Raw genomic sequence first — 21,331 nt, 5'->3', positions numbered from 1 at the left:
TTTTAGTTCAAACGAGGCGTGCCGCCCATTCTTCGGGGTCGAAGCCGAGCAAGAGATCGTCATCCCTCTGTACGATGGGGCGGCGAATCAGGCTGGGGTTGGCCAGAGCCAAGGCGATCGCGGCATCCGCATCGGCGACCGCGCGCTGTGCTTCGCTCAGGCGGCGCCAGGTAGTGCCGCGGCGATTGATCAACGCCTCCCAGCCGAGTTCCGCCGCCCAATGCCGCAGGGCTGTTTCTGGTACCCCGGCCTTCTTGTAGTCGTGGAATGCATAGGCCACCCCGTGCTCATGCAACCAGGCGAAGGCCTTTTTCATGGTGTTGCAGTTGGCAATGCCATAGACGGTAATGCTCATGCTGGCTCTCCTTTCTCAAGAATCAATACCTGAAAACGCTCTCCCATCTCCTGCGGCAGGGTGAGTATCTTGACTTCGTTGTTCAACGCAAGGCGCTGCTCTGGGCTGGCCTGTGCCTCGAGCTCGGCATAGACCTCCGGCAGGCCGTGGGTGACGAGAAAGCGCGCGAGGGGGCCATACCAAGCAATTTGCAGACCTGCCGCCACGGCCGCTGCCATGATGGCGGAAAAATTGACGTCGGCGGTCAGATCACAAAGCCCCGGCCAGTAGAAGGGATCCTCCAGAAGGTGATGACGATGGTAGGCGCGCAGGCTGCCCAGGTAGCGCTGAGGCTGGTAATAGGCCGCCGCCTCCTGGCCGTAGTCGATGAGGAGGATGCGGCCCTGCTGTAGGCGCGCGGCCAGACTGTGTATCCACGCCGTCGCTGCCGGACAGACTTCGCTGCGGTAGCCGACGGGCCAATTGGCGACATATGGTTGAAGAGGTTCCAGCAAGGGCCTGGGGAGAGGCTGGGACGCGGGAGCCCAGGCAAAGCCGTTGGCATCTGTCACTACCCCCATCTCGCGAAGGTCGCCATCTGGCATCTTTTCAACGACGGCGACGGGCATGGCATCGAGCACCTCATTGGCGAGGAAGACGCCATGCCACTCGGCTGGGAGCCGCTGCAGATGCTGCAGCGCCGGACAGCGAGCGCGCTGCTGCGCCTGCAGGTCGGGACTGGGTTCCAGGATGTGGTACGGGACTTGCCGCAGAACCTCATGGATCTGTGCCGCGAGGGCGCCACTCCCCCCACCCAGTTCGAGGATGCCGTCGCGCCCGGAATGGGGCGCGAGGGTGCGGGCGAGGACGCGTCCTAGCACCGCACCCAGCTCGGGCGCGGTGACGAAGTCTCCGGCTGGGCCAAAACGCCGTTGACCGGCCATGTAATAGCCTTTCCCCGGGGCATAGAGGGCCATTTCCATATACTCAGCGAAGGAAATCCACCCCCCTGCGGCGGCGATGCGGGCGCGAATTTCCTCTTGCAGGGTCAGGCTGTGGGCCTGGGCTGCGGGATCCGGCGCCGGCAAGGTAGATGCCTTGCGCCCTGCAGGCGATTGGGTTACAACCCCATTTCGTTTCGATTGCATGGAACTCCTGGTGCAGGCTTCGGGAAAGGTCGTTCTCCTCACGGGTGGCGCACGTCGCGTGGGGGCGGCCATTGCCCGCGAACTCGCCGTGCAAGGCTGCCAGCTGGCCCTCCACTATAGACGATCGCGGCCGGAGGCCGAAGCCTTGGCGAGCGCCTTGTGGCAGGAGTTCGCGACAACTGTGGAACTGTTCTGCGCTGATCTCAGCGAAGCGAGTGCTCCTGACTGTCTGCTGCAGCAGGTGCAGGACCGCTTCGGTCGCCTCGACGGATTGGTCAACAACGCCTCTTTGTATCGTCCAGCGCCCTTCTCCGGATTGCATCTGGAGGACTGGCAGGAGATGGAGGCGATCCACATTCGTGCGCCGCTGTTCTTGAGTCGGGCCGCTTGGCCCCTGCTGCGTGCGCAAACTGGGGCCATCGTCAATATTGGTGACGTGCATGGCGAGATTCCCCTGCGTGGCTATCTTCCCTACAGTGTCAGCAAGGCCGGTCTCTTGGCGCTGACTCGCGCCTTGGCCAAGGAGCTGGGGCCAGAGGTACGCGTCAATAGTGTCTCCCCGGGGGTAGTCCTTTGGGCGGAGGGCAAAGATCCTCCGGATGGTGACCGCGCCGGACTCCTCGCCCGCACCGCCCTCAAACGCGAGGGAGATCCCGGTGACATTGCTCGGGCGGTCGCCTGGCTGCTCTTCGATGCGCCCTATGTAACGGGACAGAACATCGTCGTGGACGGCGGGCGCATGTTATATTGAGGTGATGAGCCCCATGGAAAGAACCCCCGTCCGATTTTACACCGAAGAGGAACTGGACATCCTCGAGGAAAGCGATCCCGTCGCCGCGGCCAAGATCGCCCCGCCCAGGCGATGGCGCAGCGTCTCATCGGCCGCAAGCGCGAATTTGGTCCCAACGATCCCCTGCCTGACCCGCAAGCAGTGGCGGAAGCGGTCGCTGCGGTGCGGCGCATTCTCAACCGCGATGGCGGCGATATCGAGCTAGTAGAAATCGCCGAGCGTGATGTGCGGGTGCGCATGAAAGGGGCCTGTGCCGGTTGCCCCAACGCCGTCATCGACCTGCAACAGGTGGTGGAGAAGATTGTCGGGGCGGTCCCCGGCGTCGCCAGCGTGAGCAACACCTTTTGAAGGCGGCGAGAGCGGTCCCCAAAGTCGGCTTCGTCAGCCTTGGTTGCCCGAAAGCAACGGTGGACAGCGAGCGCATCCTCACCCAATTGCGTGCCGAGGGCTATCAGATGGTCGGCGACTATGCCGGCGCCGATCTGGTGGTGGTTAACACCTGCGGCTTCATCGACGCGGCGGTAGAGGAGTCCCTGGAGGCGATTGCTGAGGCCCTGCAGGAGAATGGCCGGGTGGTCGTCACCGGCTGTCTGGGTGCAAAGGACCAGGGCGAATTCGTGCGCAAGGTCCATCCCAAGGTGCTGGCGGTCACCGGGCCGCAGGAGAACAGCGCGGTGCTGGAGGCGATCCACGAAGCGCTGCCGCCGGCCCACGATCCTTTCGATGACTTGGTGCCACCCCAAGGGCTGCGCCTCACCCCGCCCCATTATGCTTATCTGAAGATCTCCGAGGGCTGCAATCAGTCCTGCAGCTTCTGCATCATCCCCAGCATGCGCGGCAAACTCGTCAGCCGCGATCCCAACGCCATCCTGCGTGAGGCGGAGGCTCTGGTGGCGAGCGGGGTGCAGGAGTTGCTGGTGATTTCCCAGGACACCGGTGCCTACGGCGTGGACCGCAAATACCGCACGGCCTTTCACCAGGGTCGTCCGCTCAAGACCCGGATCACGGACCTCTGTGCCGCGCTCGGTGAATTGGGGGCCTGGGTGCGGCTGCATTACGTCTATCCCTATCCGCACATCGACGAGCTGCTCCCCCTGATGGCGGCGGGCAAGGTCCTTCCTTACCTGGATGTGCCCCTGCAGCATGGCAGCCCGCATATCCTCAAGGCCATGCGGAGGCCGGCGGCGGCCGAGCGTACCCTGGAGCGGATTCAGGGCTGGCGCGCCGCTGTGCCGGACTTGACCATCCGCAGTACCTTCATTGTCGGATTTCCCGGTGAGACGGAAACGGAGTTTGCGGAACTGCTCGATTTTCTGCGCGCTGCGCAACTCGACCGGGTCGGCTGCTTTGCCTATTCCCCGGTGGACGGTGCTGCTGCGAATGCCTTGCCGGATTCCGTTCCCGAGTCCGTGCGCGAGGAACGTCGCGCCCGCTTCATGGCGGAACAACAGGAGATCAGTACTGCCCGTTTGCGCCAGCAGGTAGGCCAGCTGCGCGAAGTGCTCATCGACGCGATCCACCCCGACGGCAGCGCCGTGGCCCGCAGTCATGCCGACGCCCCGGAAATCGACGGCGTGGTGCATCTACAGAACGCCCAGGGGCGACGGGTGGGGGAGCGTCTGCACGTGCGCATCTGCGATGCCGATGAATATGACCTGTTTGCCATAATCGACTGACCTCGCGTTGAGAGACGTTGCAAGAACGATTCTCATTTAATAGAATCGTGCTCAGAGGGACTTGACGGGAGCGATCATGGAGCAAAGGCAGTGCACGCAGGAACTCCGAACCTTGGGACAACTGTCGCGGGGCGCGTGCGGCATCATCCACGCCGTTCGTGGTACTAGCAACGAGAGCAAGCGTTTATTGGTCATGGGTCTGCGTCCCGGCACGGCTTTTACCCTGCTGTTGGGACCAGACCGTCGCGGCGTGGTACTCGATAGCGCCGGTACCCGCATTGCCTTGGGCCGCGAGTGGCTGGAGCAGATCCAGGTCCGCCCCCTCTCATCCTTCGAGGAGGGCTGATCCATGGCCAAGCACTGTCATGCGGCCGCGGGGACCAGGCTCGCAGAGGGCCTGCCGCGCATCGCCCTGGTTGGCAATCCCAATTGTGGCAAGACTACCGTTTACAATCTGCTCACGGGCACCCATCAGACGGTGGGCAACTGGCCCGGAGTCACCGTCGAGCGCCGCTCTGGCAGCGCACGCCTGGGCAACGAGAAGATCGAAGTGATCGATCTGCCGGGTATTTACAGCCTGCTTGGTGGAGGTGGCGAGGATCAGGCGGTAGCGCGCCGCTTTCTGCGCGACGAGGAGGTCGAGCTTATCGTCCAGGTCCTCGATGCCAGTACCCTGGAGCGACAGCTCTTGCTGACCGCCGAGCTGGTGGAGTTACAGCGGCCTTTGCTCCTCATTCTGAACATGGTGGACGAGGCCGAGGATCGTGGTCTGCGGGTGGATGCCCAGGCCCTGTCGCTGCAGCTTGGGGTGCCGGTGGTCCCCATGGTGGCGCGCAAGGGCAAGGGTCTGCGCGAACTGCGCATGGCCTTGCGCAGCGCGTTGCGTAGCCCGTCTCTGCCGCAGCGGCCGGCCTGGCCTGCAGATCTGGAAGCTGCCCTGCACGACTTTGCCGCCCAGATTGACGGAGCGCGTGGCCGCTTTCTCGCCTGGCAGTACCTGGAACTGCCAGAGAGCACGCCGCAGGCGCTGCTCGCCGCGCGCGCCTCTGCGGCTCAGCATCTGCAGGCAGACAGTGCCGAGGATCTTGCCGATCTGTTGCCTGCCGCGCGTTTCACTTGGGCTGCGCGGCTCGCCGCGCAGGTGATCGTGTCCGGTGGCAAGGCGGGATGGCGTCAGCGCTTGACCCGCCATCTCGATCGCTGGATCTTGCATGACTGGCTGGGCGTGCCGATCTTTCTTGCGGTACTGTATCTGGTTTTCGTGGTCAGCTTTAGCGGTGGCAATGTCTTCCTGGACTTTTTCGATCAGGCTTCTGCTGCCCTGCTGATGCATGGTTTCGGTCACCTGCTGCTCCTCTCCGGCGCCCCGGACTGGGTCGTGAGTTCCCTGGCTGGCGGTATTGGCGGTGGGCTGAATCTGGTGATCAGCTTCATCCCTCCCATCGGACTCACCTTTCTCTTCCTCGCCTTTCTCGAAGATTCCGGCTACATGGCGCGGGCGGCCTATGTGATGGATCGCCTGATGCGCCGGGTGGGGTTGCCTGGCAATGCCTTGGTGCCGATGGTCATCGGCTTTGGTTGCAATGTGCCGGCGATCATGGGAGCACGAATCATCGACGATCCTCGCGGTCGGGTGCTCACGGTGTTGATGCAACCTTTCATGTCCTGCTCGGCCCGGCTGACCATTTACATGGCCTTTGCCGTGGTCTTTTTCCGCGGCAACGGTGGGCAGGTGGTTTTTCTGTTGTATTTGACGGGCATTGTTATGGCCCTGTTCACTGCCTGGCTGCTGGGAAAAACCGCGCTACGGGGAGAGGCCCGACCCTTCGTCATGGAGCTGCCGCCCTATCGTTTGCCCAGCCTGCGCAGCGTGGTGCTGCAGGCCTGGCAGCGCCTGCGCATCTTTATCCTGCGCGTCGGTAAGGTGATTGCCGCCATCGGCTTCATCCTCTTCCTCTTGCCGGGAATTGGCTGGACCAGTCACGGCCTGCGCGCCACCGACATCGACCACTCCCTGCTGGCCCAGGGTAGCGAGGCGCTGGTTCCCGTTTTTGCGCCCATGGGCATCGAGCGGGACAACTGGCCTGCCGTTGCTGGACTGGTGGCGGGCGCGGCCGCCAAGGAGGTCGTCATCGGTACCCTCAACGGCATCTATCAGCGGCAGGCGGGTGGGGATCTGATGGCAGAGTATCGGCAGGTGGATCTGCTGCAGGGGCTTCGCGACGCCCTGGCCACCATCCCGGAGAATGCCGGGAAGCTGTTCAGCAGCCTGGGAGATCCTTTGGGACTGGGCGATCTGGCCAACCGGGACGCGAGTATCGCCGCCTCGGGAGCGAGTTCTGAGACCCTTGGCTCCCTGGCACAAAGTTTTACACCGCTAACGGCCCTGGCATATCTCCTCTTTGTGCTGCTCTATGTGCCGTGTGCCAGCACCATGGGGGCCCTGCGGCGCGAGGTCGGCTGGGGTTGGATGCTCTTCTCCATCGGTTATGGTATTGGCATGGCTTGGGCGGTGGCAACGCTGGTCTATCAGTGGGGGACCTATGCCGCCCATCCGCAGGCGACCTGGCTGTGGACCGCCGGTATTGCCGTGGCTCTTGGCATCTTGCTCTTGGCCTTGCGCCGACAAGGGCGGCACCAGCAAAACCAGTTGCGTTTTCAGGAGCAGGGATGATGGAGAGCCCCCTTTTTCGAATTCGCGATCTGTTGCGCGACGGGGAAAGCCTGAGCGCCACAGAGATCGCCCAGCGCCTGGACTTGCCGCAAGATTTGGTGGATGCCGGCCTGCAGCATTGGCAGAGGCGTGGACTGATCGCTCGGGTGCAGACGTTGGTGCAAGCCCAAGTCTCAGGCAGCAGCTGTCAGAGTGCTTGCGCCGGCGCCTGTGCCGCTTGTGTGCGACCGCAGCCGCTAGCCTCGGTGGGTACACGCTATCGCTGGCGCGCCAAAGCAGCCATTGCCTGAGAACTGAAAAGAACAATTGCGGTCATAGGGGTATACCGACAAGTGAAGGAATATTCTCATGCCGCAATGTCTGTCTTCTGCTTCGCCCAAGGGTGTCTTGGGTTTTGTCGCCGTATTGTCTGCTTCCCTGCTTCTTGGCGCCTGTGCGCAACAGGTTTCTCCTACCACGCATGCGCAGCAGGAGCCCAGTAGTGCGGTCCCCAGTTCGAGTGCCAGTACCCAGGCGCTGAACCAGGCCGAGGAACGGGAGAAAAACCTGAAGTACGGTCCCCTCGGCGGCCAAAACGAAAACCTTTCCAATGCCGAACTTGCGGCCCTGCCCCGGCACCTGCGCGTGCATTTTGCCCAGAACAGCTTCCATGTGAGTGCCCATGCCCGCCATATCACCGCCGAGAATGCGCGTTTTCTGCTGCGCTTCCCGAACCTGCATGTGCGCCTGGAGGGGAACTGCTCACAACCAGGCACGCAGGAATACAATCTCGGTCTTGGGGAATGGCGTGCCCATGCCATCAAGGAGTTGCTGGAGGCGGATGGTGTCCCCGCCAGTCGCATCAGCACGGTTTCCTTCGGCAAGGATAATCTCCTTTGTAATCAGAACACTGTTGCCTGTTGGCAGAAAAACCAGCGTGTCGACTTCGTCTATCGCGCCGCGACTGGCAGAGAATGAATCCGGCTGGCCGACCCTTTCGTCCATTGCCGCGCTCGCGGCCCCTTTGGCTTGCGGGCGTCTTTGTGCTTGGCTTTCTGGCGGTGCTTGGCCGCGATATCCAGGTGCAGTATCTGCAGACCGGCCAACTGCGCGCGCAGGGACAGATGCGGTATCTGCACAATCAGCGTCTGCCCGCCCAACGCGGGGTGATTTTTGGGGACAACGGCCTGCCGCTGGCGGTCAACACGGCGGCCAGCACCATCTGGGGCGATCCCAAGGTCCTCGGCAAACACCAGGATCAATGGCCGCAACTGGCCAGGGCACTGAATCTCTCCGTGATCGAACTCGGCCAGCGTTTGGCCAGCGCTGGCGCCGATTTTGCCTACCTGGCGCGGCAACGACCACCGAGCGTGGGCAAAGCGGTGCGCGCTTTGGGAATCCCGGGAGTTGGGGTGCTGCCGAGTTCGCGCAGCTATTTTCCTCTGGGTGCGGCAACGACCCCGCTGATCGGATTGGTAGATCAGGCCCATCAGGGGGCGACGGGCATGGAGCTGAGTTACAACCAGTGGCTGGCCGCGCATCCCGGCTCCGAGGAGGCCCTGTACGATGGTCATGGGCAGATCGTGCAGGTGCTCAAGGTGGCGCGACTTTCGCGTCCGGGGCACGCCATTCATCTGACCATTAACCCGCAGATGCAGTATTGGGCCTATATGGCCCTATTACGCTCCCTGCATCAATTTCATGCCAAGGTCGGTTCGGCGGTGCTGATGAACGTGCATACCGGTGCTATCCTTGCGATGGTCAGCGCGCCGAGCTGTAACCCAAACCAAAAGGGTGCTTGTAGCTCACCCGCAGACTATGTCGATTACGCCGTGCATCAGGCCTTCGAGCCCGGTTCGGTGATGAAGCCCTTTGCCATTGCCGCGGCCCTGGCGAGTCACAGTGTTTCTCCTAGCCAGAAATTCAATGTGTATTACCCACTTTGGGTGGGAGGCTATCCCATCACCGATGATGTGCGCCATCACATCCTTAATATCGAACATATTCTCAAGTATTCCAGCTGTATCGGCACTGCCAAGATTGCCCTGCTGACCCCCAAACGCACGCTATACAATATGTACCAGGCCGTCGGCTTTGGTCGGGAGCCGCCTTTGGGCCTGCCGGGAGAAACGGCGGGTGTTTTGCCCCCCTGGCAGTCGTGGGGCGTTGCCCGGCATGCGACGATTTCCATTGGCTATGGCGTCTCGGTGACGACGCTACAGTTGGCAGCGGCCTATGCCAGCATTGCCAATGGCGGCTGGCATGTGCGCCCGCATCTGTTTGTCGGTGAAAAAATCCAGCGCCATCGGGTGATGCCTGCCTGGGTGGCCAATGATCTGCGGCGTTGGCTCCAGTCGGTGGCGCGCCCCGGCGGTACGGGGATTCTGGCGGCGATTCCGGGCTATGCGGTGGCGGGTAAGACCGGGACCTCGAATATGGCCAACGGCAAGGATGGTTTCTACCATCACCGCACCAATGCCACCTTCGTGGGTTTTGCGCCTGGCCCGCGTCCGGACCTGGTGATGGCGGTGAACCTGCGCGGCAGTCACTATTCCTGGAATTTTGGCGGTATCGAAGCGGCGCCGGTGTTCCGTTACACTATGCGGCGCGCCCTGCGCACCCTCGATGTTGCGCCGCGCTGTAACATCGGGGGCAAGTTCCTCGACATTCGTGTGCCTGCCGGTTCCGACCTGCACGAGCTGGCGCTCAAGTATCACAGCACCAGTCGTTATCTGGAGCAGATCAACCATCTGCCGAGCCCGCAGGCCTTGCAGGCCGGGGCCTTTTTCCAGGTGCCCATGCCACTAGGGGAGAAAGACTTTTGTCGGGTACAAACGCCGGCGGTCAGTCGTGCCCAGGCCGAAATCTGGAGCGAAGGCGGCGGTTGAGCGAATGCTTCGCGGAGCAACGGGAAGGTACGCGCTGCGCGCAACGGCGGCGACGGTTGCCGGATCCTCCGCAGTAGCATAGGCGAGGGTGGCGCGCAATGTTACCCTTGGCACCTTGCGAAATAAGGGGGGCTTCCGGGGTGAAATCGACAGGGGTAGAAGAAATCCGCATCCTGCGGCCAGACGACTGGCATCTGCATCTACGGGATGGGGCTATCTTGCGCAGCGTATTGCCCGATACTGCCGCGCGTTTTGGTCGCGCCATCGTCATGCCCAATCTGAAGCCCCCGGTTACCACGGTCGTGGCCGCCGCGGCGTATCGCCAGCGGATTCTGGCGACCTTGCCGGAGGGAATGAGCTTCACGCCGCTGATGACCCTGTACCTGACCGAGGCGACACCGGTTGCGGAGATACGGGCAGCGAAGGAAAGCGGCTTGGTGCATGCGGTCAAATACTATCCGGCGGGAGCGACCACCAATTCGGAAAATGGCGTGCGCGACCTGCGCCATGTGCTTCCCGTCCTTGCGGCGATGGAGGAGCTGGATCTGCCCTTGCTAATGCATGGTGAAGTGACGGACCCAGCGGTGGATGTGTTCGACCGGGAGGCGGTGTTCATCGATCGCCATCTGGCGCCCCTGCGTCGCGATTTCCCGGAACTGCGCATGGTGCTGGAGCACGTCACTACCAGCGCTGCGGTGGATTTTGTGCAATCTGCGGGCCCGCGCACTGCCGCCACCATCACCGCGCACCATTTGCTGCTCAATCGCAATGCGCTGTTCCAGGGCGGGATTCGCCCCCACCATTACTGTCTGCCTGTCCTCAAGCGGGAGCAGCACCGGCAGGCACTGATAGCCGCCGCTACCAGTGGGAGTCCGCAGTTTTTTCTCGGTACCGACAGCGCCCCGCATCCGCGCTCGGCCAAGGAGTCGAGCTGCGGTTGCGCCGGTATCTACACCGCACATGCGGCCATCGAGCTCTATGCCGAGGCCTTCGCACAGGCCAATGCCCTGGACCGGCTGGAGGGTTTTGCCAGTCGTCATGGTCCGGCCTTCTATAAATTACCTTGCAACGACGAGCAGATTACCTTGCGTCGCGAAACATGGACAGTGCCAGAGTGTATGGGTTTCGGAGAGGAGACGGTCGTACCACTGCGGGCGGGTGAGCAGGTTTTCTGGCGTCTGCTACGACTTTGAGGTTTTTGCATGTACTATATCGAACCCCAAGCCGGACCGGCTCCCTTATTGCAGATCGTTGATCAGGCCAAACACCAAGTGGACGTGGGGGTCCATTACCTGAGCGATCGAAAGTTGCTGGATGCTCTGAAGGCTGCCGAGCTCCGTGCTGTGCAGGTGCGGGTGATCATCGATAGCAAGCCCTACCATATGCGGCCCTGGCAGGTACACAAGGAAGAACGGGAGATTCGCGCCACGGGTGCCGAGCTGCATTGGGCTCCTTATCGTTTTGCCAGCCACGGCGACCAATACGCCTTTTACCACGCGAAATATCCCTGTAATGATACCGAGTGTGAGATCGGCACGGCCAATTTCAGCTGGTCCGCGATGCCCAAAGGCGGCAGCGCTTAGTCGAGGGGGCAGTCCTCTTCCGGGCCGAGCAGATCGGCAAGGGTTTCGCGGCGACGAATACAGCGGCTTTCCGCTCCATGTACCAAGACCTCCGGAGCGCGTGGGCGCGTATTGTACTGACTGCTCATGGCAAAGCCGTAGGCGCCGGCGCCGAGGATGGCCAGGCCCTCCCCGGCGGTGACGGTAGGGAGAGAACGGTTCTTGGCGAAGAAATCACCACTCTCGCAGACCGGCCCCACCACATCGCATTCCTGCAGCGGCGCGGCGCTTTGTCGTAGGGGCAGGATCTCGTGCCAGGCACCGTAGAGGCTGGGGCGCAACAGGTCGTTCATGGCCGCATCGACCACGCAAAAATGCTTGCCCTCATTCTCCTTCCAGTATTCGCTACGGGTGAGCAGGGCCCCGGCATTGCCGACCAGGGCGCGGCCCAGTTCCACCACCCGACGGAGCTCCAGACCGGCAAGGGCATCATCGAGAATGGCGGCATAGTCGGCTGGACTCGGGGGTACTTCGTCGTGGTAGCGGATGCCGACTCCGCCGCCCAAATCGATATGCGCCAGTTCGATGCCGTGGCGGCGCAGGCGCTCGTACAGATCGCGCAAACGCCGGGCAGCGGCACCCAGGGGTTGCAGGTCGATGAGCTGGGAGCCGATGTGTGCCGCGATACCAATGAGTTCGATACTTGGCCACTCTGCCGCGCGCCGGTATAGGTCTTCGGCAGCGGCGATGGGAATGCCGAACTTGCTCTCCTTCAGGCCGGTGGCGATGTACTGGTGGGTGCCGGCGTCGACATCCGGGTTAACGCGCAGGGCAACCGGTGCCCGCCGGTCCATCTCGGCCGCCACTTCGGCAATGCGCTCAAGCTCGGCGGCAGATTCCACATTCAGGCAGAAGACCCCTGCCTCCAGGGCGGCACGGATCTCCTCGCGACTTTTTCCTACCCCGGAAAAGACGATCTTTTTTGGATCGCCGCCGGCCCGCAGCACCCGCGCCAGTTCCCCGCCGGAGACGATATCGAAGCCTGCCCCCCATTGTGCCAGAAGGCGCAATAGATGCAGGTTACTGTTGGCTTTTACCGCGTAGCAGGTCAGGGTCTGTGCGCCCAGCGCATGCGCGAAGGCGTGGTAGCGCTCGCGCAGATGCAGTTCGGAGTAGACATAGCAGGGCGTGCCATAGCGCGCCACGATTTCGTGCAGCGGGCAGTCATCCACGTACAGTTGCCCGTTTTGATAATGAAAGGGGTGCATCAGTGGCTACTCGTTGGGGCGCTGACGGGGGTGGGGGTCTTGGGAAGGGTGAGTGGCGTCTTGCGTCCGCAACCGGCCAAGGCCAGACTGCCAAGCAAGAGTAGCAGGACCCAGGGGCGTAATGGCATCATGCACCTTCTCCCGCCAATCGCTGCCGAGCGCGGGCAATGGCGGCGCGCACCTGTTCGGGCGCGGTGCCGCCGAGGTGCTTGCGCGCTGCGACCGATCCTTCCAGGGTGAGCACCTGGAAGACGTCATCGGCGATCGCTGGTGACAGGGCCTGCAGTTCGGCCAGTGGCAAGGCTTCCAGGCCGATACCGCGCTCCTGCGCCAGGCGGACGGCGCGACCGACCACCGCATGGGCATCGCGGAAGGGCACCCCTTTGCGTACCAGGTAGTCGGCGAGATCGGTGGCGGTGGCAAAGCCCTTTTCCGCTTCCGCCCGCATCCGCGCCGGACGGGTCTGCAGGCCGGGCAGCATGCGGATCAGAAGCTGGAGGCTGGCCTCGATTTCGTCCAGCGCGGTGAAGAAAATACTCTTGTCTTCTTGATTGTCGCGGTTGTAGGCGAGGGCTTGTCCTTTCATGAGGATGAGCAAAGCCGTGAGTTGCCCCATGACCTTGCCACTCTTGCCACGAATCAGTTCCGCGACATCCGGGTTTTTCTTTTGCGGCATGATGCTTGAGCCGGTACAGAAGGCGTCCGGCAGGTCGATGAAGGCGATCGCCGCCGACATCCAATAGATCAGCTCTTCGGCCAGACGCGACAGATGCACAGCGATGAGGGAGAGAGCCGCCAGGGTCTCGAGCAGAAAATCGCGATCGGAAACGGCGTCGAGACTGTTTTCCGCGACATGATCGAAGCCGAGCTCGCGCGCTACGTCCCAGCGATCAATGGGGAAGGTGGTCCCGGCCAGGGCCGCAGCGCCGAGGGGCAAGACATTGACCCGCTTGCGGGCATCGCGCAGACGCTCGGCATCGCGGCGGAACATCTCGACATAGGCCATACAGTGGTGGCCGAAAGTGACGGGCTGGGCCACCTGTAAATGGGTGAGGCCAGGCAGGATGGTGTCGACTTCGCGCTCGGCGAGATCAACGAAGACCCCCTGTAGCGCGTGCAGGAGAGCGAGCAGGTGGTCGATGGCGCCGCGGGTGTACAGGCGCATGTCGGTAGCCACTTGGTCGTTGCGCGAGCGGCCGGTGTGCAGTTTTTTGCCCGTATCGCCAATGAGCGCAATCAGACGGCTCTCGATGTGCATGTGGATGTCTTCGAGGCTGTCGGTGTAGGTGAAATTGCCATTGACAATCTCCCGACCAATCTCCTGCAACCCGCTGCAGATCGCCTCCACCTCGGCCGCTGTCAGCACGCCCACCCGCCCCAGCATGCGCGCGTGCGCCATCGAGCCGCGAATATCCTCGGCATAGAGGCGTCGATCCACGGCAATGGACGAGGTAAAGCGCTCGACCAGAGAATCGGTACCGGCGGTAAAGCGCCCGCCCCACATCTTTTCACTCATCACAGACCTCCTCGCCAGGCGAGACTATACCCAAAGCGCTCGTAACGGACCAGATCGACGGCACTTCGGTCGCTGGCCAGCCCGCCCAACGCGGCAAGCGCCACGTGGGTTTCCTTGTCGGGTTCCGCTCGCAGTCCAATTCAACTATCGGCTATGTCCATTTCATTGGCGTTCACCCCGGCGCCAGAGGCAAGGGTTATGGTCGCCTTCTGTATCAGCAGTTCTTCGATGCCGCAGCACGGCTTGGCTGTACTGAACTCCGGGCCGTTACGTCACCAGTCAACGAGTCCTCCATTCGCTATCATAGCCGGCTTGGGTTTCAGCTCCTGCCCGGTAATGGCAATGTCAATGGCTACCCGGTATGCTTAGGCCGTGATGGTCCTGGCCATCATCACGTCCTCTTCTCCCGGCAACTCACAGAGGTCGCATGAAATGCAGGTGCCTAACCCATCATTCCACCGGACCTGTCGCGGCAAGCCGCGCCAGGCCGGGGAATTCAGACGTTGGGCATCTCTCCATCGCTCGGCACTGAACTCGCGGTACAATTTTTGTTATTTTTACGGAGGTCTTAGCCATGGCAAATCAACTCGAATTGCTCGAAGCAGAAGGCCTGAAACTAACTGCTGGTGAGCGCGCCGCTTTCGCCCAGCTACTGCTCGCCAGTCTCGACGAAGATACCGAGATTGAGGAAGCGTGGGCTGCCGAAACCGAGCGCAGAGTTGCTGACATCGAAAGTGGAGCGGTACAAGTTATTCCGATTGCTGACGCTCTGGCTCAGGTCCGTGCAGCACTGAAGTGAAGCTCGTCGTTACTCCACCGACGCTCGCCGAACTGCACGACGCGGCAGCGTTTTATACGCTGAAGGCGAATATCGAGCTTGGTGTTGGCTCCCGTCTCTTGCGCCGGTGGTACCGGTCAACTGCGCCCCGTTAGAGCCCACTTCTTGCGTCATATCCTTGAGCGAGAATTACAATGTAACTACAATTACTCCATGGGCGCACTGCACTTCGAGTGGGACGAAAAGAAGGCCGCGGCTAATCTCAAGAAGCATGGCGTGAGCTTCGAGGAGGCGAGATCAGTCTTCTACGAAGATTCAATCGGCTATTTCAAGTCTCTCTCCGAAGAGGTTGGTATCCCATATCAAAGCCTCATCAACCTGTACTTGCGCGATTGCGTTGCCTCACAGCGAAAGCTAAATCTGAACTGGAAGTAGTCATTGGCATGATCCAGGTGGGCTCTAACCTCTCGGTCAACCGTAAGCGTCCGACCACCCACCTTTCGGAGGGTGCGTCGTTCAAGCTACGATAGGGTCTGTCCAGTTCAGGAGTTCGTGGAGTTTTTTGCCGGGCCAGGTGGGGGTGAGGTGGACTCAATCTCACCTGACCTATCCCGAGCAAGTGGCATGAGAACTAGCCGCCCAATACACTGCGTGATCTACCAGAGAATAAACGCCACCACTCTCACTCTCCAGGCAAACTGCCTGAGGCACCGCCGGTATGGCTGCGGTGCGGAGGCTACCAGGACGAGCGCAGGCCCGGGATGTCTTTTCCGACAAGTGTCTCCAGACGTTGTATGTCGGGATCGAATACTGATTCGAGATAATCGCGCGTTTGGATGTCGATGGTCGGCTTCTTTCCGGATTTCAGAATCAGATTCTCCCACTATAATTTCTTTGAGATCTGCGCCTTGGTCGTTGTCATGACCACAGCTTAGAGCTCGAACAGGCGGAAAATGTTCCAGATACCATCGCGGCGCAGCGCATGCAGCAGGGTAAAGGCGACATGACCAATCCAGTAGGCCCAGACGAGATTGGAGAGCGCCTTGTGCAAGGGGATGAGGGCCTGCAGGATAGCGCCGGGCGGGGTACCGCCCTGGGGCAGAAAGAAGAAGATGGCAGTACCGGTGAGCGCCATCCAACTGACCAGTAGGAGCCCGAGACCATGCACGAGCGCAGCGAGTCCTGGTGCCGGTCCACTGGGCCGTAAGCGGCCGCGTAGCAGGGCACGCAGATCGTCCCAGATGGGTCGCCAGGGTCCCCGCAGGGGGAAGAGCTGGGCGCGGATGGCGGGGGTGGTGAAGATCCACAACCATTCCCAGAGCAGAAAGAGCGCCGTTGTCAGGCCGATCCAGGCATGAGTGCTGAAGAGCAGCTCCGTGACGCTGCCGTAGTCGGCATGCTGAAAATCCGGCGTCATCCATAAGGAGCTGAAGAGCTGCCAGGTGACACCAAAGGCGATACCGGCGTGCAGCCAGCGTGCCTCGCGTGGCCAGGGATTGTCGCGGGAATCGTCGGACATCTTTCCTCCCAGATGGATTGCGCCCAGTATATCGTGATTTTCAGGCTTCCCCATAAAGGGACGAAAAAGTATGATGATAGCAAAGAGGGGGGCGTCTGATGATCATACTCTATCTGTTGAACACCCTGTTTGTGCTGGGCATTGTGCTGGCGCTGTGGTTTCCCGCAGAAACGCGGCGGATTCTGACGCGCCTGGGCCTATGGGACTGGATACAGGGGATCGATCGCGAGGTCTTCAGTCGCTGGGTGGAGCGGGCGGGCATCTTTTTGATGATTGCCGCGCTGGCGCTCTTCGCTTCCATTGCCATGGGTGGGCATCCTTGGGACTGGATCTTGCCTGCGGGCGAGGGGCTTTTCTTTGGTGTCGCCCTTTGGCTGGCGGGCTTTTGGTCGCGACCTAAGCCTTGAAGCAAGCGGCGATCAACAAAACTCACGTCGCCGCTCCAAAATGCGCTGATATTCCTCCGGATCGCGTAGCTCGGTGAGCTGGCCGCCGCGGGGGAAATGCTTGGCCTCCAGACGCAGCAGCCAGAAGCGCAAGGCGGCGGCACGCATGTAGGGAAACCACAGGCCATGCTCGCGCCGCTCGAAAGGGCGTACGCTTTCGTATGCTTGCCAGAGAATGGCGGCAAGGTTTTTGTCGAGACTGCCATCGGGGAAGGAACACCAAGCATTGGCCACGATGGCCAGATCGTAGAGCCAAGCATCGTCGCCCGCGTAGTAGTAGTCGATGGTACCGGTGATTGCGTTGCCCTGAAAGAGGACGTTATCGGGGAAGAGATCGGCATGAATCACACCGCCCGGCAGCTTATCGCGTGGCCATTGCTTCTGCGTTTCCCGTTCATCTGCAAGCAGCTCTCTTTCGGCCGGGCTCAACTTGGGAAACAGTCGTCTGCCGGTTTCCAGGCACCAGCCGAGCCCCGCGGGGTTCGGATGCTCCTCGGGAAAGCCGCGACCAGCGAGATGCATGCGTGCGAGCAGTTGCCCGAGGGCGTTGATCTCGGCCTCGTTGGGCATGCGGCCCTCGATGGACTGCCCGGCCAGGCGTTGCACGATGGCGGCCGGTTTACCGGAGAGGGTACCGAGGATCTCGCCAGCGCGCGAATGCACTGGCGCCGGGCAAGGAATGCCATGCTGACTGAGCCACTCTGTAACGTGCAGGTAGTAAGGAATGCTCTCCCGCGGCAGACGTTCAAAAATGGTCAGAACGAAGCGTCCGGCCTGGGTATCGAGAAAAAAATTGCTGTTCTCGGTACCGGCGCAAATGCCGGTAACCTGTTCCAGGCTGCCAAGGTCATAGGCGGCCAGAAAGCTTGCCAACTCGGCATCGGGGAGTTCGGTGTAGACAGCCATGCGTTTACCAGCGGAAGAGAGTCCACTGCGGGACATCCATTTTTTCCGCATCGGAATTGGGTACACGGGTGAAGCCATGGCCGCTGCGGTTGACGAGATAGTACGGGGGGAAGGGCTTGGGCGGGATGACCTTGACCATGTAGACCTCGCCATCGGCCCTGTATTCTTCGATTCTGGAGCCCTTGGGCACATGGAGTTGGGCCTCGGGCCCACTGTTTTTGGGCGGTGCCAGGCGCGGCAGATGGTAGGGATGTTTCTCGGGGCTGCTCTCGGCCAGCGCAACGCCAGCGCAGAGAAAGGCTCCCAGACCCAGAAAGATTGCAAGAGTGCGCGGCATGACGAGGTTCCTCCCTTGTTACAGGTTGAGCAGGGCTTCGGTTTCTGCCGACGAGGGGGCAAAACCGCGTTTTTCGTAATGATCAAAGATGGTGGCAACAACGGCATCGGGATCGTCGAGTACGGTGACCAGATCCAGGTCGGCCGCGTTGATGGTGCCGTGCGCCAGCATGGTGCTTTTCCACCAGTCGATCAATCCATTCCAAAAGCCAGAGTCGAAAAGAATGATGGGCATGCGGCGGGTCTTGCCGGTCTGCACCAAGGTGATGCATTCCGCGAGTTCATCGAGGGTACCAAAGCCGCCGGGCATGACCACATAGGCGGCAGCGTACTTCATGAACATCACCTTGCGCGAATAAAAATGTTCGAAGGAGAGGGAGATATCCTGATAGGGGTTGCTGTGTTGTTCATGCGGCAGTTCGATGTTGAGGCCGATGCTGTAGCCGGTGCCGCGATAGGCGCCGCGGTTGGCCGCCTCCATGACGCCCGGACCACCGCCACTGATCACCGAAAAACCAGCGTTGGAGAGTTTCTCGGCAATGCTCAAGGTTTGCTGATACCAGCGGTGCTCCTCGGGCAGCCGCGCCGAGCCGAAGATACTGACACAGGGCTCAACAGCGGCCAGCTTTTCGTAGCCACGCACAAACTCCGCCATGATCTGAAAGATTTTCCAGGCTTCGCGGGTGAGGCGACTCTCGCCGCCGTCAAGAAGACGTTCCGTGTCCAAGGGTGCGCGCATTGCAGGCCTACCGTAGCTGCTCAAATTTTCCGTATTATGGGGGAAAGCTGCCGAAAAGTCCTGCTCATGACCGAAACTCCTCGTATCCTGGTTGACGCCTCCAGTTTTCTCTACCGCGCCTTTCATGCCCTCCCGGATCTGCGCGCCCCCGATGGCCTGCCTACCGGCGCCATCTATGGGGTGGTCAACATGCTGCGACGTTTGCAGCGCGAGTATCCGCAGGGCGAGATCGTGGTGGTTTTCGACGCCGCCGGGCCGACCTTTCGGGATGCGATCTACCCCGAATACAAGGCGCAGCGCCCACCCATGCCACAGGAACTGCGCGTGCAGATCGAGCCACTGCTGCAGTGGATAGCGGCCATGGGCCTGCCTCTGCTGCGTGAGGCGGGCGTCGAGGCCGATGACGTCATCGGCACACTTGCCTGCGCCACGCCTGCTGATCGTCCCCTCCTGATCATCAGCGGCGATAAGGATCTCGCACAGCTTATCGATGCGCGTACGCAAATCATCGATACCATGAAAAACACCATGCTCGATGCGCAGGGAGTGCGCGACAAGTTTGGCGTCCCGCCGGAACAGATGGTGGACTACCTTGCCTTGGTGGGCGACAAGGTGGACAACATTCCGGGCGTGCCGGGCGCAGGACCCAAGACGGTGGCCAAATGGCTGGGACAGTACGGTACCCTGGACAATCTTCTTGCGCATGCCGATGAAATCGGCGGCAAGGTTGGTGATGCCCTGCGCGCCAGTCGTGATTTTCTGCCGCGCAGCCGGGACTTGGCCAGGATTCGCTGTGATCTGGAGCTCCCCGCTGCCGAGCTCGTGCGGCAGCCGGTCAATACTGCGGCGCTTCTTGCCCTGGCGGAACGTCTGGGCTTCAGTAGCTGGCGCCGCGAGCTGCAGAGCGAATTGGCAGCGGCAGGGGATCTTGCAGGATTTTCCCCTCTCCCAGGGGATACCATCGACCGCAGTCGCTACCGCCTGATCGATACGGAAGACGCCCTGCAAGATCTCCTGGCGCGGATCGCGGCGGCACAGCGGGTGGCCATCGATACCGAAACCACCTCTCTCAATCCCCATGATGCCGAGCTGGTGGGGATTTCCTTTGCCTGGCAGGAAGGCAACGAGATGCAGGCAGCCTACCTGCCCCTCGGACACCGCGAGGGTCAGCAGTTGCCCCGACCAGCGGTCTTGGCCGCGCTGCGCCCCTGGTTGGAGTCCGAGCGGGCCAAGCTCGCCCAGAATGCCAAGTTCGACTGGCAGATCTTTTGGGGCCAGGGCATAGAGCCGCAGGGTCTGCTGCGCGATACCCTGCTCGAAAGTTATGTGCTGGACTCCAACGGGCCGCACGACCTGGATCATCTGGCGGAGCGCTTTCTGCAGCACCAGAACATCGCCTATGAGGACGTCGCTGGGAAAGGCAAAAAGCAACGCAGTTTCACCGAGGTCCCGATCCGCGAGGCCCTGCCCTATGCGGCGGAGGACGCCGATGTCTGTCTGCGCCTGGATGCTCTGCTGTGGCCGCGGATCGAACGGGAAGCGGGGCTGCGGCGGGTGTTTGCAGAGATCGAAATGCCCCTTGCGCTGGTATTGGCGCGCATGGAATGGGCAGGAGTGAAGATCGACCGGCAGCAGTTGGAGGCCCTCAGTAGTGAGCTGGCTGCGGCCATGCAGCAGGTCGAGCGGGAGGCGCAGGAATTGGCCGGGCAGCCCTTCAATTTGTCTTCCCCCAAGCAGATTCAGGAAATTCTCTTCGACAAGATGCAGTTGCCAAGCCAGAAGAAGACCAAGGGCGGGCAGGTCTCGACCGACGAGGATAGTCTCGCGCAACTGGCCAGCCATTCACCCCTGCCGGGCCTGATTCTCGAATATCGTAGCCTGGCCAAACTGCGGAATACCTACGCCGATGCCCTGCCACAGATGATCCATCCGCGCACCGGGCGTGTGCATACCCACTATCGCCAGGCAGTGGCGGCTACGGGACGACTTTCCTCCAGCGATCCGAATCTCCAGAACATCCCAGTGCGCACCGAGCAGGGGCGACGAATCCGTGCCGCCTTCATCGCCGAGCCGGGGCACCTGCTGCTGAGCGCCGATTATTCACAGATCGAACTTCGTCTCATGGCGCATTTTTCCCACGATGAGGGTCTGCTCGCCGCCTTTGCGGCGGGGGAAGACGTCCACCGGGCGACCGCCGCTGAGGTCTTCCAGATCCCGCTAGAGGACGTCGATGCGGAGCAACGAAGGGCCGCCAAGGCGATCAATTTTGGTCTGATCTATGGCCAGACTGCCTTTGGCCTGGCGCAGCAGTTGGGGGTCGATCAGGCCAGTGCGCGGGCGTACATGCAGCGCTATTTCGAGCGCTATCCCAGGGTCCGGGCGTACATGGAAGAAAGCCGCAAACGGGCGCGGGAGCAAGGTTTTGTCGAGACCCTGTATGGCCGCCGTCTCTATGTGCCTGAGATTCAATCGCGCAATCCGGCGCGTCGTGCGTACGCCGAGCGTGCCGCCATCAATGCCCCGTTGCAGGGCAGCGCCGCCGATCTGATCAAGTTGGCGATGATCGCCGTCGATACTTGGTTACAGGAAGACCGGTCGCGGGGGAGAATGATCCTGCAGGTACATGACGAGTTGATTCTGGAGGTCGCGGAGGAGCGTCTGCAGGAGGCCAGTCAGGCCCTACGGGCACGTATGGAAGGGGTGGCACAACTCGCCGTTCCTCTGGAGGTGAGTGTGGGCTGGGGCGCTTCCTGGGCGGAAGCGCACTCCTGA

24 protein-coding genes are annotated in these 21,331 nt (G+C 61.6%); 15 read left to right on the top strand and 9 right to left on the bottom strand.

What is annotated here, in order from left to right; all coding sequences use genetic code 11:
• Positions 1–7: 7 nt before the first annotated feature.
• Both AC2VNM_RS04790 and AC2VNM_RS04785 read right to left on the bottom strand, forming a co-directional pair.
• Positions 8–355, bottom strand: a complete 348-nt coding sequence (locus AC2VNM_RS04790; protein ID WP_486912959.1) for an ArsC family reductase — start codon at positions 353–355, stop codon at positions 8–10.
• Positions 352–1,482, bottom strand: a complete 1,131-nt coding sequence (locus AC2VNM_RS04785; protein WP_486912957.1) for a class I SAM-dependent methyltransferase — start codon at positions 1,480–1,482, stop codon at positions 352–354. Before AC2VNM_RS04785 ends, AC2VNM_RS04790 begins: the two co-directional genes overlap by 4 nt.
• Positions 1,483–1,492: 10 nt before the next feature.
• Here AC2VNM_RS04785 and AC2VNM_RS04780 point away from each other — a divergent pair, with 10 nt between their 5' ends.
• From AC2VNM_RS04780 to AC2VNM_RS04735, 10 genes are all read left to right on the top strand, one after another.
• Positions 1,493–2,233, top strand: a complete 741-nt coding sequence (locus AC2VNM_RS04780; RefSeq protein WP_486912956.1) for an SDR family oxidoreductase — start codon at positions 1,493–1,495, stop codon at positions 2,231–2,233.
• Between the two features lie 111 nt (positions 2,234–2,344).
• On the top strand, positions 2,345–2,620 hold the full coding sequence (locus tag AC2VNM_RS04775) for a NifU family protein (protein ID WP_486912955.1): 276 nt from the start codon (positions 2,345–2,347) through the stop codon (positions 2,618–2,620).
• Positions 2,617–3,948, top strand: coding sequence for a 30S ribosomal protein S12 methylthiotransferase RimO (rimO, locus tag AC2VNM_RS04770; RefSeq protein WP_483165151.1), 1,332 nt, complete (start codon positions 2,617–2,619; stop codon positions 3,946–3,948). The genes AC2VNM_RS04775 and rimO overlap by 4 nt, the downstream gene beginning before the upstream one ends.
• Before the next feature lie 76 nt (positions 3,949–4,024).
• A complete protein-coding gene (locus AC2VNM_RS04765; RefSeq protein ID WP_483165152.1) occupies positions 4,025–4,294 on the top strand; it encodes a FeoA family protein in 270 nt (89 codons plus the stop codon).
• 3 nt (positions 4,295–4,297) lie between these two features.
• Positions 4,298–6,622: a Fe(2+) transporter permease subunit FeoB gene (feoB, locus tag AC2VNM_RS04760; RefSeq protein ID WP_483165153.1), complete on the top strand. Its 2,325-nt coding sequence runs from the start codon at positions 4,298–4,300 to the stop codon at positions 6,620–6,622.
• The gene (locus AC2VNM_RS04755; RefSeq protein ID WP_483165154.1) at positions 6,619–6,912 is read left to right on the top strand and encodes a FeoC-like transcriptional regulator; all 294 of its coding nucleotides are present in this window, start codon (positions 6,619–6,621) and stop codon (positions 6,910–6,912) included. Before feoB ends, AC2VNM_RS04755 begins: the two co-directional genes overlap by 4 nt.
• 58 nt (positions 6,913–6,970) lie before the next feature.
• Positions 6,971–7,579: an OmpA family protein gene (locus AC2VNM_RS04750; protein ID WP_486912954.1), complete on the top strand. Its 609-nt coding sequence runs from the start codon at positions 6,971–6,973 to the stop codon at positions 7,577–7,579.
• Positions 7,576–9,489, top strand: a complete 1,914-nt coding sequence (locus AC2VNM_RS04745; protein ID WP_486912953.1) for a peptidoglycan D,D-transpeptidase FtsI family protein — start codon at positions 7,576–7,578, stop codon at positions 9,487–9,489. Before AC2VNM_RS04750 ends, AC2VNM_RS04745 begins: the two co-directional genes overlap by 4 nt.
• Before the next feature lie 140 nt (positions 9,490–9,629).
• Entirely contained in the window at positions 9,630–10,682 is a 1,053-nt protein-coding gene (pyrC, locus tag AC2VNM_RS04740) for a dihydroorotase (protein WP_486912952.1), read from the top strand.
• Positions 10,683–10,691: 9 nt separating this feature from the next.
• Positions 10,692–11,072: a phospholipase D-like domain-containing protein gene (locus AC2VNM_RS04735; RefSeq protein WP_486912951.1), complete on the top strand. Its 381-nt coding sequence runs from the start codon at positions 10,692–10,694 to the stop codon at positions 11,070–11,072.
• Here AC2VNM_RS04735 and lysA read toward each other — a convergent pair.
• From lysA to argH, 3 genes are read right to left on the bottom strand one after another with little or no spacing between them, the layout of a single operon-like run.
• Positions 11,069–12,319, bottom strand: coding sequence for a diaminopimelate decarboxylase (lysA, locus tag AC2VNM_RS04730; protein WP_486912950.1), 1,251 nt, complete (start codon positions 12,317–12,319; stop codon positions 11,069–11,071). The genes AC2VNM_RS04735 and lysA overlap by 4 nt on opposite strands.
• Entirely contained in the window at positions 12,319–12,450 is a 132-nt protein-coding gene (lptM, locus tag AC2VNM_RS04725) for an LPS translocon maturation chaperone LptM (RefSeq protein WP_483165160.1), read from the bottom strand. Before lptM ends, lysA begins: the two co-directional genes overlap by 1 nt.
• Positions 12,447–13,835, bottom strand: coding sequence for an argininosuccinate lyase (argH, locus tag AC2VNM_RS04720; RefSeq protein WP_486912949.1), 1,389 nt, complete (start codon positions 13,833–13,835; stop codon positions 12,447–12,449). Before argH ends, lptM begins: the two co-directional genes overlap by 4 nt.
• Before the next feature lie 104 nt (positions 13,836–13,939).
• Between argH and AC2VNM_RS04715 the strand changes: the two genes are divergently transcribed.
• From AC2VNM_RS04715 to AC2VNM_RS04705, 3 genes are all read left to right on the top strand, one after another.
• On the top strand, positions 13,940–14,266 hold the full coding sequence (locus tag AC2VNM_RS04715; protein ID WP_486912948.1) for a GNAT family N-acetyltransferase: 327 nt from the start codon (positions 13,940–13,942) through the stop codon (positions 14,264–14,266).
• A gap of 143 nt (positions 14,267–14,409) precedes the next feature.
• Positions 14,410–14,634: an addiction module protein gene (locus AC2VNM_RS04710; RefSeq protein ID WP_486912947.1), complete on the top strand. Its 225-nt coding sequence runs from the start codon at positions 14,410–14,412 to the stop codon at positions 14,632–14,634.
• Positions 14,635–14,826: 192 nt separating this feature from the next.
• Positions 14,827–15,048 carry a BrnT family toxin gene (locus tag AC2VNM_RS04705; RefSeq protein WP_483165164.1) on the top strand — a complete coding sequence of 74 codons (222 nt, stop codon included), beginning with the start codon at positions 14,827–14,829 and terminating at the stop codon, positions 15,046–15,048.
• Positions 15,049–15,544: 496 nt separating this feature from the next.
• Here the strand turns inward: AC2VNM_RS04705 and AC2VNM_RS04700 are convergent, their stop codons facing one another.
• Positions 15,545–16,132, bottom strand: a complete 588-nt coding sequence (locus AC2VNM_RS04700; protein WP_483165165.1) for a cytochrome b/b6 domain-containing protein — start codon at positions 16,130–16,132, stop codon at positions 15,545–15,547.
• Between the two features lie 98 nt (positions 16,133–16,230).
• Between AC2VNM_RS04700 and AC2VNM_RS04695 the strand changes: the two genes are divergently transcribed.
• Complete coding sequence (locus AC2VNM_RS04695; protein WP_483165166.1) at positions 16,231–16,539, top strand: hypothetical protein; 309 nt, start codon at positions 16,231–16,233, stop codon at positions 16,537–16,539.
• Between the two features lie 12 nt (positions 16,540–16,551).
• On the opposite strand, the gene AC2VNM_RS04690 is transcribed toward AC2VNM_RS04695, so the two are convergent.
• Genes AC2VNM_RS04690 through AC2VNM_RS04680 form a run of 3 tightly spaced genes read right to left on the bottom strand, consistent with a single transcriptional unit; the run spans position 16,552 to position 18,559 of the window.
• Entirely contained in the window at positions 16,552–17,520 is a 969-nt protein-coding gene (locus AC2VNM_RS04690; RefSeq protein WP_483165167.1) for a homoserine kinase, read from the bottom strand.
• A complete protein-coding gene (locus tag AC2VNM_RS04685; RefSeq protein ID WP_483165168.1) occupies positions 17,489–17,821 on the bottom strand; it encodes a DUF2782 domain-containing protein in 333 nt (110 codons plus the stop codon). Before AC2VNM_RS04685 ends, AC2VNM_RS04690 begins: the two co-directional genes overlap by 32 nt.
• A gap of 18 nt (positions 17,822–17,839) precedes the next feature.
• Positions 17,840–18,559 (bottom strand): LOG family protein, encoded by a 720-nt coding sequence (locus tag AC2VNM_RS04680; RefSeq protein ID WP_483165169.1) that lies wholly within the window; start codon positions 18,557–18,559, stop codon positions 17,840–17,842.
• 66 nt (positions 18,560–18,625) lie between these two features.
• On the opposite strand from AC2VNM_RS04680, the gene polA reads away from it, so the two are divergent.
• The gene (polA, locus tag AC2VNM_RS04675; RefSeq protein WP_486912946.1) at positions 18,626–21,331 is read left to right on the top strand and encodes a DNA polymerase I; all 2,706 of its coding nucleotides are present in this window, start codon (positions 18,626–18,628) and stop codon (positions 21,329–21,331) included.

The organism is Acidithiobacillus sp. TH-A67, assembly GCF_057473545.1.
The sequence above is the reverse complement of the archived record's forward strand: the minus strand, read 5'-3'. Positions and strand labels throughout refer to the sequence as shown.

Coding starts and splice junctions, on each gene's coding strand:
- AC2VNM_RS04790 (WP_486912959.1), bottom strand. CDS start 355: ATGAGCATTACCGTCTATGGCATTGCCAACTGCAACACCATGAAAAAG.
- AC2VNM_RS04785 (WP_486912957.1), bottom strand. CDS start 1,482: ATGCAATCGAAACGAAATGGGGTTGTAACCCAATCGCCTGCAGGGCGC.
- AC2VNM_RS04775 (WP_486912955.1), top strand. CDS start 2,345: ATGGCGCAGCGTCTCATCGGCCGCAAGCGCGAATTTGGTCCCAACGAT.
- AC2VNM_RS04765 (WP_483165152.1), top strand. CDS start 4,025: ATGGAGCAAAGGCAGTGCACGCAGGAACTCCGAACCTTGGGACAACTG.
- feoB (WP_483165153.1), top strand. CDS start 4,298: ATGGCCAAGCACTGTCATGCGGCCGCGGGGACCAGGCTCGCAGAGGGC.
- AC2VNM_RS04755 (WP_483165154.1), top strand. CDS start 6,619: ATGATGGAGAGCCCCCTTTTTCGAATTCGCGATCTGTTGCGCGACGGG.
- AC2VNM_RS04750 (WP_486912954.1), top strand. CDS start 6,971: ATGCCGCAATGTCTGTCTTCTGCTTCGCCCAAGGGTGTCTTGGGTTTT.
- AC2VNM_RS04745 (WP_486912953.1), top strand. CDS start 7,576: ATGAATCCGGCTGGCCGACCCTTTCGTCCATTGCCGCGCTCGCGGCCC.
- AC2VNM_RS04735 (WP_486912951.1), top strand. CDS start 10,692: ATGTACTATATCGAACCCCAAGCCGGACCGGCTCCCTTATTGCAGATC.
- lysA (WP_486912950.1), bottom strand. CDS start 12,319: ATGCACCCCTTTCATTATCAAAACGGGCAACTGTACGTGGATGACTGC.
- lptM (WP_483165160.1), bottom strand. CDS start 12,450: ATGATGCCATTACGCCCCTGGGTCCTGCTACTCTTGCTTGGCAGTCTG.
- argH (WP_486912949.1), bottom strand. CDS start 13,835: ATGAGTGAAAAGATGTGGGGCGGGCGCTTTACCGCCGGTACCGATTCT.
- AC2VNM_RS04710 (WP_486912947.1), top strand. CDS start 14,410: ATGGCAAATCAACTCGAATTGCTCGAAGCAGAAGGCCTGAAACTAACT.
- AC2VNM_RS04705 (WP_483165164.1), top strand. CDS start 14,827: ATGGGCGCACTGCACTTCGAGTGGGACGAAAAGAAGGCCGCGGCTAAT.
- AC2VNM_RS04700 (WP_483165165.1), bottom strand. CDS start 16,132: ATGTCCGACGATTCCCGCGACAATCCCTGGCCACGCGAGGCACGCTGG.
- AC2VNM_RS04695 (WP_483165166.1), top strand. CDS start 16,231: ATGATCATACTCTATCTGTTGAACACCCTGTTTGTGCTGGGCATTGTG.
- AC2VNM_RS04690 (WP_483165167.1), bottom strand. CDS start 17,520: ATGTCCCGCAGTGGACTCTCTTCCGCTGGTAAACGCATGGCTGTCTAC.
- AC2VNM_RS04685 (WP_483165168.1), bottom strand. CDS start 17,821: ATGCCGCGCACTCTTGCAATCTTTCTGGGTCTGGGAGCCTTTCTCTGC.
- AC2VNM_RS04680 (WP_483165169.1), bottom strand. CDS start 18,559: ATGCGCGCACCCTTGGACACGGAACGTCTTCTTGACGGCGGCGAGAGT.
- polA (WP_486912946.1), top strand. CDS start 18,626: ATGACCGAAACTCCTCGTATCCTGGTTGACGCCTCCAGTTTTCTCTAC.